General features: G+C 67.6%; 16 protein-coding genes and 1 riboswitch. Of the genes, 4 read left to right on the top strand and 12 right to left on the bottom strand.

Annotated elements, in window-relative coordinates; genetic code table 11:
• Position 1: 1 nt before the first annotated feature.
• Positions 2–1,618 (bottom strand): 6-hydroxynicotinate reductase, encoded by a 1,617-nt coding sequence (locus tag BLR24_RS25260; RefSeq protein ID WP_093022436.1) that lies wholly within the window; start codon positions 1,616–1,618, stop codon positions 2–4.
• 324 nt (positions 1,619–1,942) lie between these two features.
• On the opposite strand from BLR24_RS25260, the gene BLR24_RS25255 reads away from it, so the two are divergent.
• The 3 genes from BLR24_RS25255 to BLR24_RS25245 all read left to right on the top strand — a co-directional run bounded on the left by BLR24_RS25255 (position 1,943) and on the right by BLR24_RS25245 (position 4,717).
• Positions 1,943–2,716: a ferredoxin--NADP reductase gene (locus tag BLR24_RS25255; protein ID WP_093022434.1), complete on the top strand. Its 774-nt coding sequence runs from the start codon at positions 1,943–1,945 to the stop codon at positions 2,714–2,716.
• A gap of 100 nt (positions 2,717–2,816) precedes the next feature.
• Positions 2,817–3,563 (top strand): TetR/AcrR family transcriptional regulator, encoded by a 747-nt coding sequence (locus BLR24_RS25250; protein ID WP_093022431.1) that lies wholly within the window; start codon positions 2,817–2,819, stop codon positions 3,561–3,563.
• Entirely contained in the window at positions 3,518–4,717 is a 1,200-nt protein-coding gene (locus tag BLR24_RS25245; protein WP_093022428.1) for an amidohydrolase family protein, read from the top strand. Before BLR24_RS25250 ends, BLR24_RS25245 begins: the two co-directional genes overlap by 46 nt.
• A gap of 127 nt (positions 4,718–4,844) precedes the next feature.
• Here the strand turns inward: BLR24_RS25245 and BLR24_RS25240 are convergent, their stop codons facing one another.
• The 5 genes from BLR24_RS25240 to BLR24_RS25220 form a co-directional block, all read right to left on the bottom strand.
• Positions 4,845–5,228 carry a GtrA family protein gene (locus BLR24_RS25240; protein ID WP_093022425.1) on the bottom strand — a complete coding sequence of 128 codons (384 nt, stop codon included), beginning with the start codon at positions 5,226–5,228 and terminating at the stop codon, positions 4,845–4,847.
• The gene (locus BLR24_RS25235; protein ID WP_093022422.1) at positions 5,225–6,202 is read right to left on the bottom strand and encodes a glycosyltransferase family 2 protein; all 978 of its coding nucleotides are present in this window, start codon (positions 6,200–6,202) and stop codon (positions 5,225–5,227) included. Before BLR24_RS25235 ends, BLR24_RS25240 begins: the two co-directional genes overlap by 4 nt.
• Positions 6,199–8,010: an ArnT family glycosyltransferase gene (locus BLR24_RS25230; RefSeq protein ID WP_093022419.1), complete on the bottom strand. Its 1,812-nt coding sequence runs from the start codon at positions 8,008–8,010 to the stop codon at positions 6,199–6,201. Before BLR24_RS25230 ends, BLR24_RS25235 begins: the two co-directional genes overlap by 4 nt.
• A gap of 52 nt (positions 8,011–8,062) precedes the next feature.
• Entirely contained in the window at positions 8,063–10,777 is a 2,715-nt protein-coding gene (gene metH, locus BLR24_RS25225) for a methionine synthase (protein ID WP_093022490.1), read from the bottom strand.
• Between the two features lie 60 nt (positions 10,778–10,837).
• Positions 10,838–10,943: riboswitch (S-adenosyl-L-homocysteine riboswitch) on the bottom strand.
• Positions 10,944–10,991: 48 nt separating this feature from the next.
• Positions 10,992–11,447 carry a PACE efflux transporter gene (locus BLR24_RS25220; RefSeq protein ID WP_093022416.1) on the bottom strand — a complete coding sequence of 152 codons (456 nt, stop codon included), beginning with the start codon at positions 11,445–11,447 and terminating at the stop codon, positions 10,992–10,994.
• 106 nt (positions 11,448–11,553) lie between these two features.
• Here BLR24_RS25220 and BLR24_RS25215 point away from each other — a divergent pair, with 106 nt between their 5' ends.
• Positions 11,554–12,471 (top strand): LysR family transcriptional regulator, encoded by a 918-nt coding sequence (locus BLR24_RS25215; RefSeq protein ID WP_093022413.1) that lies wholly within the window; start codon positions 11,554–11,556, stop codon positions 12,469–12,471.
• Here the strand turns inward: BLR24_RS25215 and BLR24_RS25210 are convergent, their stop codons facing one another.
• The 6 genes from BLR24_RS25210 to BLR24_RS25185 form a co-directional block, all read right to left on the bottom strand.
• Positions 12,472–13,281 (bottom strand): SH3 domain-containing protein, encoded by an 810-nt coding sequence (locus tag BLR24_RS25210; protein WP_093022410.1) that lies wholly within the window; start codon positions 13,279–13,281, stop codon positions 12,472–12,474.
• 85 nt (positions 13,282–13,366) lie between these two features.
• The gene (locus tag BLR24_RS25205) at positions 13,367–14,416 is read right to left on the bottom strand and encodes a homocysteine S-methyltransferase family protein (protein WP_093022408.1); all 1,050 of its coding nucleotides are present in this window, start codon (positions 14,414–14,416) and stop codon (positions 13,367–13,369) included.
• Positions 14,417–14,464: 48 nt separating this feature from the next.
• On the bottom strand, positions 14,465–15,289 hold the full coding sequence (hutG, locus tag BLR24_RS25200; RefSeq protein WP_093022405.1) for an N-formylglutamate deformylase: 825 nt from the start codon (positions 15,287–15,289) through the stop codon (positions 14,465–14,467).
• Between the two features lie 4 nt (positions 15,290–15,293).
• Positions 15,294–16,679, bottom strand: coding sequence for a formimidoylglutamate deiminase (locus tag BLR24_RS25195; RefSeq protein WP_093022402.1), 1,386 nt, complete (start codon positions 16,677–16,679; stop codon positions 15,294–15,296).
• Positions 16,676–17,902: an imidazolonepropionase gene (gene hutI / locus BLR24_RS25190; RefSeq protein WP_093022399.1), complete on the bottom strand. Its 1,227-nt coding sequence runs from the start codon at positions 17,900–17,902 to the stop codon at positions 16,676–16,678. The genes BLR24_RS25195 and hutI overlap by 4 nt, the downstream gene beginning before the upstream one ends.
• Positions 17,903–17,924: 22 nt before the next feature.
• Positions 17,925–18,497 carry a HutD/Ves family protein gene (locus BLR24_RS25185; protein ID WP_093022396.1) on the bottom strand — a complete coding sequence of 191 codons (573 nt, stop codon included), beginning with the start codon at positions 18,495–18,497 and terminating at the stop codon, positions 17,925–17,927.
• Positions 18,498–18,517 lie beyond the last annotated feature (20 nt).

Here is an 18,517-nt window from a genome sequence, read left to right as displayed (position 1 = left end):
TTCAGCCCAGCATGGGTGGGTGGCCGAGCGGCCACGGATTCGCGTCGTCCATGACGACCCACTGGCGTGACAAGGGCGCGCCGTCTTCCTGCCACGCGCCGCGCGCAAGCGCCTGCTCGAGCGAGAAGATGTGTTCCATGTGCCCGCCAAGCGCCTGGTAGTCGTCCCGCCGCATGCTGAACTCGATGGGCGCCACGATGGCCGGAGTGGGCACGGTGCCAAAGCTGTTGTCGGGCATGCGCATGACGTCGGCCATCACGGTGATGCCGCCGCCGGGCCACACATAGGCCGGCGCGCCGCCGCAGGTCACGTTGACGAGCGCGCGCTTGATGGCGCGTGTCAGCAGCACGGGATTTTCGGTGACGCCGGCACGCAGACTGCCGCCCGCACCGCCGAGGAACAGCACGGTGCACAGCGACGGCTCGCAGTTTTCGCCGATGCGCTCGACGATGCGGCGTACTTCGGCGGGCATGGGCTGCTCGACAGGCTTCAATGCGTCATCGAGCACATACCACTGCGCATGCTCGCCGGTGGTCGATGTCATCAGGAGGCGCAGGCCCGGGCGCGCCACGCCTTCTTCCCAGCCCTCGATGATCGAGAGTGGATCGGCGATGTCGGTGCCGCCCCAGCCGTTGCCCGGATTCGCCACCTGGAAGTAGCGCCCCGGCGTGGATTTGCGCCCCAGCATCTGGATGCCCGAGGGCGCCATGTCGAGGCAGCGCCCGGCCTGGTGCTCGGTGAGCACGCCGGTGATGTGGTCGTCGACCACCACCACCTCGTCGGCCACGCCCGCGAACTGGCGCGCGAAGATGCCGACGGCCGCCGAGCCGCAGCCCACGCGCATGCGCTGCTCTTCCACGCCGTTGACGATGGGCGCCTTGCCGGCCTGGATGACGAGGGTAGAGCCGCCGTCGATGGTGCACTCGACGGCCTTCTTGTTGCCCAGGAGCTGCATCAGCTCGGCCGTCATGCGGCCTTCCTTCTTGCTGCCGCCGGTGAGGTGGTGCACGCCGCCGAGAGAGAGCATCTGCGAGCCGTATTCGGCCGTGGTGACGTGGCCGACCACTTCGCCGCGATAGCGCACGTTGGCCTGCTCGGAGCCGAGGAAGCGGTCGGTGTCGATCTTCACCTTGAAGCTGCAGTAGCTGAAGATGCCTTCGGTGACGACGGTGACCATGTCGACGCCCTGGGCTTTCGAAGCCACGATGAAGGGGGCCGGCTTGTAGTCGGGATAGGTGGTGGACGAGCCCACGCCGGTCACGAAGACTTCGTCGGCGCGCAGGAGGTCGCCGCTCCAGTCGGGCGCGCCGGCTTCGGCCTTCTCCGCGGCGGGCCGGTCGAAGGGCACCAGCACCGGGGCCTCGCTCGCGATCTCGCGGCGCAGCAGGACCACGGGGTCGACGCGCACCAGCACGCCCTCCCTGTTGGCGTAGCGGTCGCAGGCGCCGGTGCGGCCGTCGGAGATCTGGCACAGCACCGGACAGGCGTTGCACTCGACCTTGGCGGTGCTCATTCGCTCGTTGCGCGGTGGCGCCTTGCCGAAGGCGCTGCCGCCGGCGTCGAAGGCCACCGGCATGTCCATGCCGGGCAGTCCGTCTGTCTTGGTGTGTTCTGTCATCAGGGCGATCTCGTGGGCGTGTGGTGCGGGTCGGCGTCGGAATCTCGGTCTGCGAAGGGTTGCAACAAACGTGCCGTCTGCCCGCTTGTGCACCGCCTTCCGTTTGTGTAGCATTCCCTACACTTTCATGTTGCGTTCACTACATTCGCGGTCAATGTAGCAAACAGGCCCGATGCTTGCAATGGTGTTTTCTCGCGGTATCCATCGGGGGTTTTTCCGACCAACGACAATGGAGGGTTCGCAGCCGGCCGAAGGCTCGCGCCCCAGGGGCGTGCATTTCGGCCCAGCCACCTTCCCACTGTTCAACCAACTCTTGAGTTCCGTATGAGTGCATTCAGCGAAGAACGCGTCCTGAGCGTCCACCACTGGACCGACCGCCTGTTCACCTTCACCACCACGCGCGACCCGGCGCTGCGCTTCTCGAACGGTCATTTCACGATGATCGGCCTGAAGGTCAACAACAAGCCCCTGTTGCGCGCCTACAGCATCGTGAGCCCGAACTACGAGGAGCATCTCGAGTTCCTGAGCATCAAGGTGGAAGAAGGCCCGCTCACCTCGAAACTGCAGCACATCCAGGTGGGCGACACCATCATCGTGGGCCGCAAGCCCACCGGCACGCTGCTGATCGACTACACCCTGCCGGGCAAGCGCCTGTACCTGTTCGGCACGGGCACCGGCCTCGCACCGTTCATGAGCATCATCCGCGATCCGGAGACCTATGAGAAGTTCGAGCAGGTCATCCTGGTGCACGGCGTACGCCAGGTCGACGAGCTGGCCTATCACGACCTCGTGACCGACCACCTGCCCAAGCACGAGTTCCTGGGCGAGATGGTCGAGAAGCAGTTGCTTTACTACCCTACGGTCACCCGCGAGGAGTTCCGCAACCAGGGCCGCATCACCGACCTGATCTCGACCAACAAGCTCACCGACGACCTCGGCCTGCCCCCGCTCAACCCGGTGGAAGACCGCGTGATGCTGTGCGGCAGCCCGGGCCTGCTGGTGGACCTGAAGCACATCCTCGAAGGGCGCGGCTTCAAGGAAGGCAACACCTCGACGCCGGGCGATTTCGTCGTCGAACGCGCCTTCGCGGAAAAATAATGTTCGCCCCCCGGCTTTTCACTCGCTTCGCTCGTGTAACTCCACCCCCCGAGGGGGAGGCGCGGTCCGCCTTGGGGCGGCCCGGCGGCGACCGCCGGTAATGGAACGCAAGCCGGCTGCAACCAAGCCCCAGCGCCGCACCGGCGTGCGCGAGGCCGCGGCGCAGGCCACGCGCGACAGCATTCTGAAGTCGGCGACCAAAGTGTTCGCCAAGTACGGCTACGACGGCGGCAGCGTGGAGAAAATCTCCAAGGCGGCCAAGTCGTACGACCGGATGATCTACTACTACTTCGGCAGCAAGGAAGGCCTCTTCATTGCAGTGCTCGAAGGCATCTACAAGCGCATGGACGATGCCGAGGCCGCCATTGCGCTCGACGCCTCGCGGCCCGTGGAGGCGCTCACCGAGGTCATCCGCTTCGTGCTGGGCTACTACCGCAAGAACCCCGAGTTCGTCACGCTCCTGAACACCGAGAACCTGCACAAGGGGCGGCACATCTCCAAGTCGCTGCGGGCGCGCGAATACTCATCGCGGGCGGTGGCGATCATTGCAGAAATCCTGGCGAGCGGCACGGCGCAGGGCCTGTTTCGCAGCAACCTGATTGCACGCGACATCTACCTGCTGATCGCGTCCACCGGCTACTTCTACACCTCGAACCGGCACACGCTCACGGCCTTCCTCGGCGAGCCGCTGGAATCGCCAGAGGCGATCACGCACTGGGAAGACTTCGTGATCGAGACCGTGCTGCGCACCGTGCGCGCAGACGAGGCACCCGACAACTCCCACGACGAGGACAACACAAAATGGCAGAAATCGCAGCCGGCGGCAAGTCGGGCAAAGTCGTCATAAAGAACATCGGGCTCTTGCTCTCGGGCGACATCGACAAGCCCATCCTGGACGCCGACACCATCGTGGTGAACGACGGCCTGATCGTTGCGGTGGGCAAGGAAAAAGACTGCGACCTCGAAGGCGCGAAGACCGTCATCGACGCGAAGCAGACCTGCGTGGCACCGGGCCTTATCGACAGCCATGTGCACCCGGTGTTCGGCGACTGGACGCCGCGTCAGGGCCAGATCGGCTGGATCGATTCCACCATGCACGGCGGGGTGACGACCATGATCTCGGCCGGCGAAGTGCACCTGCCGGGCCGGCCCAAGGACATCGTGGGCCTGAAGGCGCTGGCCATCACCGCGCAGCGCGCGTTCGACAACTTTCGCCCCGGCGGCGTGAAGGTGCTGGCGGGCGCGCCGGTCATCGAGAAGGGCATGGTCGAAAGCGACTTCAAGGAACTCGCCGAAGCCGGCGTGGGCCTGCTCGGCGAAGTGGGCCTGGGCTCGGTGAAAGCCGGCTACGAGGCCAAGGAAATGGTCGCCTGGGCGCGCAAGTACGGCATCCAGAGCACCATCCACACCGGTGGGCCTTCGATTCCGGGCTCCGGCCTGATCGACAAGGACGTGGTGCTGGAGGCCGACGCCGACATCATCGGCCACATCAACGGCGGCCACACTTCGCTGCCCGAGGCGCATGTGTGCGAGCTGTGCGAGAAGAGCTCGCGTGCGATCGAGATCGTGCACAACGGCAACGAGAAGGTCGCCATTGCCGCGGCCAAGGCCGCGCTCGAACTCAAATGCCCGCATCGCGTGATCCTCGGCACCGACGGGCCCGCGGGGTCCGGCGTGCAGCCGCTGGGCATTCTGCGCTTGGTGGCCATGCTGTCGTCCATCGCCAACATTCCGGCGGAGCTGGTGTTCTGCTTTGCCACCGGCAACACGGCGCGCATCCGCAAGCTCAACTGCGGGCTCATCGAGGTGGGCCGCGACGCCGACTTCGTCTTCATGGACCGCGCGCAGCATTCACCGGCGCCGGGCCTGCTCGAGAGCGTGCAGCTCGGCGACATTCCGGGAGTCGGCATGGTGATGATCGACGGCATCGTGCGCTGCGGCCGCAGCCGCAACACGCCGCCCGCGACCGAGATTCCGGTGGTGGTGTCGGGCGCGCACTGAGCGCCAGCGCTTCCCTTTCTCCTTCCCCCTCTGGGGGAAGGTCGGAATGGGGGCAGGCAGAGCGCCCGATGGATGCTCCGCGTGCCCCCACCCCAGCCCTCCCCCAGAGGGGGAGGGAGCCACACTGCTACTTCGCGCGAAACACCAGATAGCGTGCGGACAGGAAGTTCACTATCAGCCCCGCGCAGCTGCCCAGGGCCACGCCGGCCGCGGGCGCCCAGGGGCCCGTGGCCCAGTGCAGCACGAGCACATACGCGCCGTAGTTGACGACCGCGCCGCCCAGCATGGTCACGAGGTAGCCGAGGTACTCGCGCAGCATCGAAGCTTCGGAACGCCGGAAGGTGTAGCGCCGGTTCAACGCCCACGTGGCCGTTGCCGCCGCAAGAAACGACAGCACCCGCGCCCCATACCAGCCCAGCAGCGGCGCGACGAGGTACAGCACGGCCACGTCGACGACAAAGCCGATCGCGCCCACCACCGCGAACGACAGAAACTGCCGGCCAAGCTTCATTTGCCGGCGAAGTGGCGCACGCCGGGCGTCGCCAGGTAGCGCAGCCGCTTGGCCTCGCGGCGGCCGAGCCGGATGGCGTGCATCACGACGCCGCAGACCATCGACAGCATCGCGGCCAGCATGGCGCCGGTCGCCAGCACCGCCGTGGGGAGCCGGGGCACCAGGCCGGTGTGCAGGTAGGTGACGAGCAGCGGAATGACCAGCGCGATGGCGCCCACCGCGAGCACTGCCGCAAGGATCGTGAAGAACTGCAGCGGCCGTTCGCTGATGAACAGCTTGCAGATGGTCCGCAGGATGCGCCATCCGTCGCGATACGTCGAGAGCTTGCTGTGCGAACCCTCGGGCCGCGTGCTGTAGGTGGTGTCGAGTTCGGCATAAGGCATGCGCAACTCGAGCGCGTGCACCGTGAGCTCGGTCTCGATCTCGAAGCCGTGCGAGAGCGCCGGAAACGACTTGGCATAGCGGCGCGAGAACACGCGGTAGCCCGACAGCATGTCGGTCAGGCCGCCGCCGAACAGCTGCGCCACGGCGCCGGTGAGCATGCGGTTGCCGAAGCGGTGGCCGGCACGATAGGTGAGCGCGTTCTGCCCATCGTCGACGCGGCAGCCCACCACCATGTCCAGGTTGCGCTCCACCAGCAGATCCACGAGCCGCGGAGCGCTGGCCACGTCGTAAGTGGCGTCGCCGTCGACCGTGACGTACACGTCAGCCTCGACGTCGGCGAACATGCGCCGCACGACGTTGCCCTTGCCGGCCGCCGCCACGTGCGTCACGAAGGCGCCGCTCTCGCGCGCGATGGCGGCGGTGTCGTCGCTCGAGTTGTTGTCGAAGACGTGGATCTCGGCATCTGGCAGCGCCGCGCGGAATTGCGCGACCACCTGCGCGATCGACAACGCCTCGTTGTAGCAGGGGATCACCGCTGCGATGCGCAGGGGTGCACGGGCTGCGGCAAATTGGTTGTTGTCGTCGGTCATGGTGCGGTCGAAAGAATGCGATAGGCCCGGCCGCCGTCTTTTTCATACAGCAGGGCGAAATGCTGGTCGAAGCCGGGCCGGGTGGCGAGCGTGGGCACCATCGAGGTGGGCATGACGATGGCCGTGAAACCCAGCCCTGCGAGCTTGACCGCCATGTCGCCCGGAGGCAGCAGCAGGAAATCGCGGTAGCGCCACGGGCCAAGCGTATCGCCCCAGATCGGATTGGGACCGTAATAGATCGCCTCGTTCAGCGCAATCTGGTAGACGCGCCCGTTGGCATGCTGGCGCAGGTAGTCCATGGCGGCATAGCCCGGCACGTGCTGGCGCAGGAAGGCCTCGCGCGTTTCGGGCGTGGGCGAGATCATCGCGACCTTGATGGCGGTCTGCTTCATCGACACTGCGGCCAGCGCGGCCACGAGCAGCACGACGATCCAGTCGCCGGCAAGGCCGAGGCGGCCGGCGGGTGCTGCGGCGGCAGGTGCTTCAGCGCCTGCATCGGCGGCGGCCGCACCCTTGCCACCGAACGCGCGGCGCAGACCCGTGGCGATCCAGCCGAACAGCACCTGCCAGCCGATGGCCGCCATCAGCGCGAGCAACGGAAATGATGCTGTGAGATAGCGAGGGTAGCGTGAGGTCACCAGCCACACGGCGACGGAATAGAAGCAGAACCAGCCCGCTGCGCGCACGGCGGCCGAGCGCTTCCACAGCACGCTGAAGGGCGCCAAAAACACCGCCCAGATCAGCGCATTGGGCCGCGCCGCATGGTCGCGCACGTCGGCCACCTGCTGCACGTAGTCGGCAGGAATCCACTCGGTAAAACCGAACACGCGCGCACCAATGGGATTGAACGGATCGCCGGTCATGATGGCGTTGCGCGCATACCAGTACACGCACGGAATCAGGAAGCAAAGCAGCGCCAGCGCCCAGGCCTTGGGCCGGCGCTCGTGCCAGACGACGAACAGCGCCACCAGCGGCAGGAAGGTGAGCGCCTGGTATTTCGACCCCGCCGCCACGCCAAGGCAGAACGCCGCGAGGCTCAACCAGCGCATGCCCGCCTGCACCGGCTGCGACTCGCGCCACCACCACAGCGCCACGCAGGCGCCAAGCACGAAGAGCGCCACGCCCATGTCGATCAGCGCATTCGAATAGTCGCCGATGCCGATCCAGACGGCCGTGCCGATCAAGGCCGTGAGCCGGTTCGTGTGCTGGAGGCCGAGGCGCAAGACCATGACAGCCGAAGTCAGGCCCGCCAGCGCATTGAGAAAATGCGGCAGCACGTCGTCGCCCACCTGCAGCGCGGCGGCATAGAGCAGGTTGTAGTTGTACGGAAACCAGGGGTAGCGCAGCCACTCGTGGATGCCTAACGCGCCCTGCTGCGCCACCTGGCGCGCATAGGGCAGGTGGTACATCAACTCGTCGAAGGCGGCGGGTGGCGCGAGTGGCGCGGCGAGTGCGGGCAGCGCCACCAGGGCCAATGCAATGGCCGCGATCTTGTCGGCGCGGGTCCATGGCGCGGCGGGCGCCGCTGAATCTCGAACGGTGCGCCACCAGGGGCGCAGCTGAAGCGCGGCGGCCACGACACCGGCAACGATCAGCGCCACGGTGGCGCCGACCTTGAACGCACCGAAGATCGCCAGCACCTGGAACGCGCAGATGAAGAGACCGACGCCCAGGGTCGCGGCCATGGCCGCTTCGAGCCAGGCATCCCGGCGCGGCGGCGGCGCGAGGCGCGCCAGCAGCGCGCGCCCGAAGCCCCAGCAGGCGAGGACAAAGACAGCCAATGCCGCGTAGTGCGCGGCGGCAAACATCAACTTCTGAATAACAACTCCCGGCGCCGGTCGGCCATGCCGGCCGGCAGGTTCAAAGGTTCGGCGCCAGCAGGCGCTCGAGATCGGATTCGCTCTCCTTGCGCCGCGCCGCCTGGTCCTGCAACTGGTCGTGTCCGATCTTGCCGACGTTGAAGTACGTCGAGTCGGGGTGGCTCAGGTAGAAACCACTGACGCTGGCGGCGGGCATCATAGCGAGGCTTTCCGTCAGGGTCATGCCAATGTCCGCGCAGTTCAGAAGGTCGAACATCGGGCGCTTCACACTGTGGTCCGGGCAGGCCGGGTAGCCGGGCGCGGGGCGGATGCCGCGGTATTTCTCCGCGATCATGTCTTCGTTGCTCAAGCCTTCGTCGGGCGCATAGCCCCAGAGGTCGGTGCGCGCGCGGTGGTGCAGCGATTCGGCAAAGGCCTCGGCCAGCCGATCGGCCAGGGCCTTGAGCATGATGGCGGAGTAGTCGTCCAGGTCGTCGATGAAGTACTTCTCCTTCTTCTCGACCCCCAGGCCCGCCGTGACCGCGAACACCCCCACGTAGTCTTTCAGCCCGCTGTCCTTCGGCGCGACGAAGTCGGCGAGGCAGCGGCTGGGCCGCATCACGCCGTCGATCATCTGCTTCTCGGTCTGCTGGCGCATGCCATACCAGGTCATGGCGACCTCGCTGCGCGTCTCATCCGTGTAGAGCTCGATGTCGTCGTCGTTCACCGTGTTGGCAGGCCAGAAGCCGACGATGCCGCTGGCGCTGAGCCAGCGGCCTTCGATCAGGCGCTTGAGCATGCGCTGGCCGTCGGCATACACGCGCACGGCTTCGGTGCCGACGATCTCATCCTTCAGGATGGCCGGGAACGGTCCCGCCAGGTCCCAGGTCTGAAAGAACGGGCCCCAATCGATGTACTTGGCGAGCTCGGTCAAATCGAAGTTCTTGAACACGCGGCGGCCGATGAACTTGGGCGCGGGCGGCGTGTAATTGGTCCAGTCGATCGGCGTCTTGTTGGCGCGCGCCTTGGCCAGCGGCCACATCGGAACCTGCTTCTTGTTGGCGTGCTGCGTGCGCACCTTGTCGTAGTCGGCGTTGATCTCGTCGATGTACGCGGTGGCCTGCTCGCTCAGCAGCGACTGCGCCACGCTCACGCTTCGGGACGCATCGGGCACGTAGACGACCGGGCCTTCGTAGTGCGGCGCGATCTTCACGGCGGTGTGCACGCGGCTGGTGGTCGCGCCGCCGATCAGGAGCGGGATCTTCTTGATGCGGAAATGGTCGTCGCGCTGCATCTCGCCGGCCACGTACTGCATCTCTTCCAGGCTGGGCGTGATGAGGCCCGAGAGGCCCACGATGTCCGCGCCCTCGACCTTGGCACGCGCCAGGATTTCATGGCACGGGACCATCACGCCCATGTTCACCACTTCGAAGTTGTTGCACTGGAGCACGACGGTGACGATGTTCTTGCCGATGTCGTGCACGTCGCCCTTCACGGTGGCGATGATGATCTTGCCCTTGGTGCGCACGTCGCGGCCGGCCGCTTCGTCGCGCAGCTTTTCGGCCTCGATGTAGGGCAGCAGGTGGGCCACGGCCGACTTCATCACGCGCGCCGACTTGACCACCTGCGGCAGGAACATCTTGCCCGCGCCGAACAGGTCGCCCACGATGTTCATGCCGTCCATGAGCGGGCCTTCGATCACGTGCAGCGGACGGCCGCCCGTCGCGAGGATCTGCTGGTAGGCCTCCTCGGTGTCTTCGACGATGAAGTCGGTGATGCCATGCACCATGGCGTGCGACAGGCGCTGGTTGACGTGCACCGGCGTCGAAGGCGTGCCGCGCCACTCGAGGCGCTTGCTTTCGTCCTTGGCGCCGCTCTTGGCGGTCTCGGCCACTTCGACGAGGCGCTCGCCGGCGTCCGGACGGCGGTTGAGCACCACGTCTTCCACGCGCTCGCGCAGGCTCGGCTCCAGGTCGTCGTAGACGCCGACCATGCCGGCGTTGACGATGCCCATGTCCATGCCCGCCTGGATCGCGTGGTACAGGAACACGGTGTGGATGGCCTCGCGCATCGGGTCGTTGCCGCGGAAGCTGAAGCTCACGTTCGAGACGCCGCCCGACACCTTGGCGCCCGGCAGGTTCTCCTTGATCCAGCGCACCGCGTTGATGAAGTCGACCGCGTAGTTGTCGTGCTCCTCGATGCCGGTCGCAATCGCGAAGATGTTCGGATCGAAGATGATGTCTTCGGGCGGGAAGCCCACCTCGTCGACCAGGATGCGGTAAGCCCGCTCGCAGATCTCGATCTTGCGCTCGTAGGTGTCGGCTTGGCCCTTCTCGTCGAAGGCCATGACCACCGCGGCGGCGCCGTAGCGCCTCACGAGCTTGGCCTCGTGCTTGAACTTGTCGACCCCCTCCTTCATGGAGATGGAGTTGACGATGCCCTTGCCCTGGATGCAGCGCAGGCCCGCCTCGATCACTTCCCACTTGGAGCTGTCGACCATCACCGGCACGCGCGCGATGTCGGGCTCGCTGGCAATCAGGTTCAGGAAGCGGACCATCGCGGCCTTGCTGTCGAGCATGGCCTCGTCCATGTTGATGTCGATCACCTGCGCGCCGTTCTCCACCTGCTGCCGCGCAACGGCCAGGGCCTCTTCGAACTGGCCGTTCAGGATCATCCGCGCAAAGGCCTTGGAGCCGGTGACGTTGGTGCGCTCGCCGATGTTGACGAACAGCGATCCGGCATCGATGGCCACCGGCTCGAGGCCGGACAGCTTCATCGCGGGAACGGAGGGCGTGGGAACATCGCTCATTGGGGGCTCACCTGTGCAGGAAAAAACGTCAGGTGAGCGTCGTTTGCGGCTTGCGCCCCGGCCAACAGGGCGCCTTCCAAGCCTGACGGCGGGCCTCGTGATGTGGGCCGCCGCTGCAACGCTCCTTGGAAGGGAGCGCAATTTTACCGGCTGCGGCAAGGGCCGCGGCCGTGAGGGGCGTTCAGGCCCCCTGCCCGGCCACGGACGCTGGCCCCCGAGGTGCGGCCGAAGCCGGCAGCCCGAACACCCGGTCGAAGGCCCAGTTGAAGACGAAGGTGTAGACCAGGAAGAACACCACCAGCCCCAGGTCCATCACCAGCGCCTGCCAAAGCGACACGCCCAAGCCCCAGGCAAAGAGCGGCACCAGGAACGCGATCAGCCCGCCCTCGAAGCCGATGGCATGGGCAACGCGCCGGCGCACGCTGCGCCCGCGCACCGCCTGGCGCGACTCCCAGCGCTCGAACAGGGCGTTGAAAACCAGGTTCCAGATCACCGCGATGACCGAGGCGGCCACCGCCAGCACGCCGGAATGCCCGAGCCCGGCGTCCGTCATCAGCGCCAGGCCGGCACTGGCGGCCACGATGGCGATCCCTTCGTAAAGGGTGATGTAGACGACTCGACGCTGAAACCCCTGCATGGCTCTGTTCTCCGGCGGTTCAAAAGGCAATGTCTGTACTTTATTTGCTGTTTACTGATATAAAAAGTTAACTTATTTCAGTTTTATTGATAGATGGGGTGCAGCCGTGGCCTTCTCCAGCGACAACGTCGAAGTCTTCCTGGCCGTGATCGACCACGGCTCCTTTTCGGCCGCGGCGCGTGCGCTGCGCAAGGTGCCGTCGGCCGTGAGCATGGCCATTGCCAACCTCGAGGCCGAACTGGCCCTGCCCCTCTTCGACCGCAGCGGCCGCGAGCCGCAGCCGACCGCCGCCGCCCATTCGCTGGAGCCGCAGGCGCGGCTTTTGGCCGCCCAACTCAAGCAATTGCAGGTTCAGGCCTTGGCGCTTACCCAGGGGCTCGAGAACCGCCTCACGCTGGCGATTGCGCCCGAGCTGCTGGCCGCGCCCTGGAGCGGACCGCTGGCCGCGTTGGCCGAGGAATATCCGCTGCTGCAGGTCGAGGTGTTCGCCGCCCCGCAAGCCGACGCGCTGGCACTGCTGCACAGCGGCCGCGCGCAACTGGCATTGGTGTTCGAGCGCCCGAGCCTCGACGGGCGCGAAGGTTTCCAGGAAGTGGGCAGCGACACCATGGTGGCCGTGATGGCGCCCAACCATCCGGTGCTGCAGGCGGCCGCCGGCGAGCGCCTGCGCGAAGAGCACCTCACGAACACCCGCCAGATCGTGGTGGCCGGGCGCGACCTTGCAACGAGCGACCCGCGCTTCGTGTTCGCGCGCCATGTCTGGCGCACCGACAACGCGCTGGCCGCGCTGAGCCTGATCACCGCCGGCCTCGGCTGGGGTTGGCTGCCGCGCAACTTTGCCAAGCCCCACGTGGCCGCGGGCGCGCTGGTCGAGATTCCGTTCGAGAACCTCAGCAACGGGCTGGACCTGTGGGTCGACGTGGTGTGGTCGCGCGAGCGGCCGCTGGGCCTGGGGGCGCAGCGCTTCGTGGCGCTCATTGCGCGCGACCGGCAGGCCGCGGCGGGCCTTGCGGCCCCCGGTTAGCTAGTCGCGATGGCCGTGGCCGCCGCCCTTGCCTCCGCCGCCACCGTGGCCTCCCCCATGGCCGCCACCCTTGCCGCCACCTTCACCGCCGCCATGCGCGCGCCCGCCTCCACCGCCACCACCGCCTCCCCCGCCTTCAGGCCGCCCGCCGCGTTGATGCATTTGAGGTTGCCCCGGCGGCGGTCCGGGCCGGATTGCCGGCTGGGGCCGGGGCGGCTTGAAGCCTGGGTCCGCCGGCGCCCGGTAGCCGGGTCCCGGATGCGGCGCGCGGTAGCCCGGCCCGGGTTGCGGCCGAAAGCCGGGGCCCGGTGCGGGTTTGAAACCAGGGCCTGGCCATGGCTTGGGTTGCCAGGCGGGACGCACCGGCGGCGGCGGCGCCCAACCGGGTACCGGCGGAGGCGGCGGCCGGCCGCCCCACCAGCGCCGTTCGCCATACCAGGGCCGGTCGCGGTAGTAGTCCGCCCAGTAGCTGCCGATCACGAAGGTCACGATGGGCACGCCGATCACCGCCCCGTAGGTCGCCAGCGGTACGCGCCGCTCCTGGTAGGCGTAGTCCAGGCTCCTGGCCCAGATCCAGCCGCGTCCGCCGTCGGGCAGCACCACGTCGCACCAGCTGTAGCCGCCGGTGCAGCCGATCACGTCGAGCGGCTGGCCCGGCGCCAAACGAGCCACCAACGGATAGTCGCCCGAGGGGCCGGCCCGCAAATTGACGGCGCCGCGCGTGAAGGCCTGTTGCGCCGCCGCTGCGAGCGGCAAGGCCAAGGCGATGGCGCCGATGCCGATCCAGCGCATGGGGAGTTTGTTGTTCATGATGGGCTTCCTTTGCGCAGCCAGCCTAGGCGGCGTCACAGATGCCGTCAATCAGCCGGGAGCGCGAAGCCCGGGGCGAGCCTGGCTACGCTGCTTCGCGATAGAAGCCGGCGTTGTTGTTCAGCATGCGGCCTCCAATCGGCGCCACCGCCTTGCCGATCGCCGCGATGTGGTCCGGCGTGGTGCCGCAGCAGCCGCCGACGATGTTCACCAGCCCTTCCGCCGCGAACTCGTGCAGCAGCCGCGAGGTGACGTCCGGCGTCTCGTCGAAGCCGGTTTCGCTCATCGGATTGGGCAGGCCGGCGTTCGGGTAGCAGCTGATGAAGGTGTCGCCCGCCACCTTCGCCAGTTCCTGGATATAGGGTCGCATCAGCGCCGCGCCTAGCGCGCAGTTGAGCCCCACGGCCAGCGGCTGCGCATGGCGCACGCTGTGCCAGAACGCGGTCACGGTCTGGCCGCTCAGGATGCGGCCTGAAGCGTCGGTCACGGTGCCGCTGATGATCAGCGGCAGGCGCTGGCCGCTGTTGTCGAAATACTCGTCCACCGCGAACAGGGCCGCCTTGGCGTTGAGCGTGTCGAAGATCGTTTCGACCAGGATCACGTCGGCGCCGCCTTCGACCAGCGCCTCGGTCTGCTCGTAATAGGCCGCGCGCAGCTGCTCGAAATCGACGTTGCGCGCGCCCGGGTCGTTCACGTCGGGGCTGATGCTCGCGGTCTTGGGCGTCGGGCCCAGGGCGCCGGCCACGAAGCGCGGCTTGTCCGGCGTGCTGAACTTGTCGCAGGCCGCGCGTGCGAGCTTGGCCGATTCGAGGTTCATCTCGCGCGCGAGATGCGCCATTTTGTAGTCCTCCTGCGCGATGGTGGTCGCGCCAAAGGTGTTGGTCTCGATCAGGTCGGCGCCGGCTGCGAGATAGCCCTCGTGGATGTCGCGGATCACGTCGGGCCGCGTGAGCGAGAGCAGCTCGTTGTTGCCCTTCACGTCGCGCTCGAAGTCCTTGAAGCGCTCGCCGCGGTACTGCTCTTCGGTGAGCTTGAAGCGCTGGATCATCGTGCCCATCGCGCCATCGAGGATGGCGATGCGCTTTTCGAGGATGCCGGCGAGTGCCTGGCCGCGGGTGTAGATGACGGGCTTCATAGCCCCTGATTGTAGGAAGCGGGGCTGCCCTTGGCGGCCGTCGGTGCTTTAGCGGTTTTCGACGAAGGCCAGCACCGCTTCGATCATGCGCCGCACGTGCGGCTGCACGCCGGCCGCCACATCAGGCAGGTAGTCGAAGGGCAGCGTCTCCTGCATGTAGCTCGACTGCGTCATCTCCAGCTGCACAGCGTGCACGCCTGCGGCGGGGTTGCCGTACTGGCGCGTGATGTGGCCGCCCTTGAAGCGGCCGTTGAGTACGCCGGTGTAGCCCGTGGCCGATTCGGCCGACTTGGCGATATCGAGCAGCGTGGCGGCCAGCGCCGGATCGCAGCTCGTGCCGTTGCCGGTGCCCAGGTTCAGGTCGGGCAGCTTGCCTTCGAAGAAGCGCGGGAGCACCGAGCGGATCGAGTGCGCGTCCCACAGCGCGATGGTGCCGTGCGCGACCTTCAGGCGATCGATCTCAGTCTGCAGCTGCTCGTGGTACGGGCGCCAGATGGCGTCGCGACGCGCGGCGATTTCTTCGTCGCCCGGCAGGTCGTCGTTGGATGCGTAGACGGGCGTGTCATCGAAAGTGTCGACCGGGCAGAGGCCGGTGACGCTCTGGCCCGGATAAAGGCTCGCGCCGTCCGGCGGACGGTTCAGATCGATCACGTAGCGCGAATGCGTGGCGACGAGCACCGAGGCGCCGAGTTCGTCGGCAAAGTCGTAGAGCCGCTCGAGGTGCCAGTCGGTGTCGGGCACGTGGCGCGCCTCTTCCGTGAAGCGGGCGGCGAGCGCGGGCGGCACGTGGGTGCCGACATGCGGCATCGAGATCAGCAAGGGACGCGTGCCCTGGCGAAAGCGGAATGCGGGTTCGGTGGTGGTGAAACTCATGGGCTCAATTTTCCAGAAGAAGCTGGCTGCGCGCCGCGACGAATGCGGCGGCAGCCTCTTGGTGCAATGCGTGACGGCCCGCCACGACGCGCGGCCGGCCGGACACCCAGACCGCATCGATGGCCGATGTGCGGTGGCTGGCGAAGACATGCGACGACAGCATGTCGGGCGCGCCGAGGCCCTGCAGCGCAAGCTGCGCGGCATCGAGCACGACGAAGTCGGCCTGCTGCCCCGCGGCCAGGCCGCCGATGGCCCGGCCCGATGCCTGCGCGCCACCGCGCACCGCTTCGAGCGTGAGAGCAGTGGCCACGTGCGGCTGCGCCGCGCTGGCGCCGACGTTGCGCTGCCGTTTGCCCAGGCGCTGGCTGTATTCGAGCATCAGCAACTCTTCCGCCGCGTTGACCGTGGCATGGCTGTCGGACCCCACGCCCCAGGCCCCGCCATGGTGGCGCCATGCCGGGAAATCGAAGATGCCGTCGCCAAGATTCGCTTCGGTGGTCGGGCACAGGCCGGCGACCGCGCCGCTCTTTGCGCCGCGCGCGTATTCGGCCGCGTCCATGTGCGTGGCATGCACGAGGCACCAGCGCGCATCGACCGGCGCATGGTCGAGCAGCCAGGCCGCCGGACGCTGGCCGCTCCACGCCACGCAGTCGTCGACTTCCTTGGTCTGCTCGGCAATGTGGATGTGAATGGGCGCGCTGCGGTCGATGGCTTCGAGCCCCGCGACGGCTTCGCGCAGCGCATCGGGCGGAACGGCGCGCAGCGAGTGCGGCGCCAACCCGAGTCGCGCGTCCGCTGCATCGCATGCGGGCTTGAGCGTGTCGAGCAGGCGCAGCATCGAATCGGTCGAGCGGATGAAGCGGCGCTGCCCTTCGTTGGGCGGCAGGCCGCCGAAGCCGCTGGTCTGGTAGAGCACGGGCAGCAGCGTGAAGCCGATGCCCACCTTTTGCGCGGCGCGCAGCAGCGCGAGGCTCAGCGTCGCATCGTCGGCATACGGGCGGCCGTCGGCGGCGTGGTGCACATACTGGAACTCGCAGACGCTGGTGTAGCCGGCCTCGAGCATCTCGGCATAGAGCCAGGTGGCAATGGCCTCCATGTGCTGCGGGCCGAGGCGCGCGGCAAAGCGGTACATCAGGGTGCGCCAGCTCCAGAAGCTGTCGTGCTGCCCGGCGCGATGCTCGGTGAGGCCCGCGAAGGCGCGCTGGAAGGCGTGCGAATGCAGGTTGGGCATGCCAGGAATCACGGGGCCATTCGCCACCTGCGCGCCGGTGGCAGGCAGCACGGCAGACTGCACCTGCGCGAGCTGGCCAGCGTCGTTCCACGACATCAGGACGTTCTTCGCCCAGCCATCGGGCAGCAAGGCGTCGGCCGCGAAAAGCGTTTGCGTCATACGGCGGCTCCCACGGCGATGCGGCCCCGCCGCACGACGCTGCGCACGGGCCGCTGGCCGAACCAGTAGGCGAGCTCGGCCGCATCGCGCACGTTCCAGAGCACGAAGTTGGCGGGCATGCCTTCGGCGATCACGCCGTGCGTGGAGGACAGGCCCAGCGCGCGCGCCGCATGCACCGTGACGCCGGCCAGCGCTTCGGGCACGGTGAGGCGGAACAGCGTGCATGCCATGTTCATCATTAAGAGCAGGCTCAGTGCCGGCGAGGTGCCGGGGTTGTGGTCGGTCGACACGGCCATCGGCACGCCGGCGGCGCGCAGCGCCTCGATGGGCGGCAGGTGCGTGTCGCGCAGCGTGTAGTAGGCGCCCGGCAGTAGCACGGCCACGGTGCCCGACTGGCGCATGGCCTCGATGCCTTCGGCCGACAGGTGCTCGATGTGGTCGCACGAGAGCGCGCCGTAGCGCGCGGCCAGCGCGGCGCCGCCCATGTCGGAGAGCTGCTCCGCATGCAGCTTGACCGGCAGGCCCAACGCCTTCGCGGCCTTGAAGACCTGCTCGGTTTCCTCGAGCGAAAAGGCGATGCGTTCGCAGAACACGTCCACCGCATCGACCAGCCCTTCGGCCGCGAGCGCGGGCAGCATCTGATCGCAGACAAGGTCGATGTAGTCGCCGCTGCGGCCTGCGTATTCGGGCGGCAGCGCATGCGCGCCGAGGAACGTAGTGCGCACGGTGACGCCGTACGCGTCGCCCAGGCGCCGCGCCACGCGCAATTGCTTGCGCTCGTGTTCCAGCGACAGGCCATAGCCCGACTTGATCTCGATGGCGCACACGCCATCGGCCAGCAGCTGCGCGAGCCGCGGCGCGGCTTCTGCGAAGAGCGTGTCTTCGTCGGCTTCGCGCGTGGCGCGCACCGACGAGACGATGCCGCCGCCGGCCTTTGCCACTTCTTCATAGGTGGCGCCGGCAAGCCGCATCGCGAACTCGTTGGCGCGTTGGCCGCCGTAGACCAGGTGCGTGTGGCAATCGACCAGGCCCGGCGTGACGAGCGCGCCGCCGCCGTCGTGCGGCACGAGAGAAGCGAATTCGGCAGGCAGCGCATCGCGGGCGCCGACCCAGCGGATCATGCCGTCCGTCACCGCGATGGCGGCTTCGACGCCCGCGTCGGTTGCAAGACGCAGGCCGGTCCAGAGCCCGTCTGCCGATGGATATTCGTTGGCGGGGTTCATCGTCCTCTTTCTTTTTCGCAGGTTACGCCGACACGATGCGAACCGCCACCAGCCGCGCGTCTTCGCCCTCCGGAACCGCGCGCCAAGCCTGGGCCGCGTCGGCCCAGTGCAGTCCCTCGCCTTCGGCACATGCCTCGTCGTTCAAGCGCCATGCGCCGCGCAGGGCCAGCAGCACGCCATGCGGGGCGCTCTCTATCGCCGATGCGTGGTCCAGCACCTGCATGTCGGCGCGCCAGTGGCCGTGTCGCGTCATCACATTGAAATCATTCGACGCACCGCCGAGCAGCGTGCAATCGATCGCGTCGTCGCCGCTGAATGCGAAGGGCCGATGGGGCACGTCGAGCCGGTGCTCCACGCGCCCGTCATGCGTGAACAGCCGCACGCCGTCGCCTTCCAGCAGCATGATGCTGCGGTCGACGCCCGCGAATACCGAGAACGGCCCTGACGCCGCAATGGTCGCGATGCTCGCGCGCCAGCCGAAGCCGTCGAGCCCGGCGCCTGGGGGCCAGCTGGCGATCTCTTGCGTGGTGCCGCCGCCGTTCTTCCAGGGCGTGGCTGGCAGGGAGACGCGCGAGAAACGCCGCACGTTCTTCACGACGGGGTCTCTTGCTCCTT

This window comes from Variovorax sp. OV700 (assembly GCF_900099805.1).
Lineage (GTDB): Bacteria > Pseudomonadota > Gammaproteobacteria > Burkholderiales > Burkholderiaceae_C > Variovorax.
The sequence above is the reverse complement of the archived record's forward strand: the minus strand, read 5'-3'. Positions and strand labels throughout refer to the sequence as shown.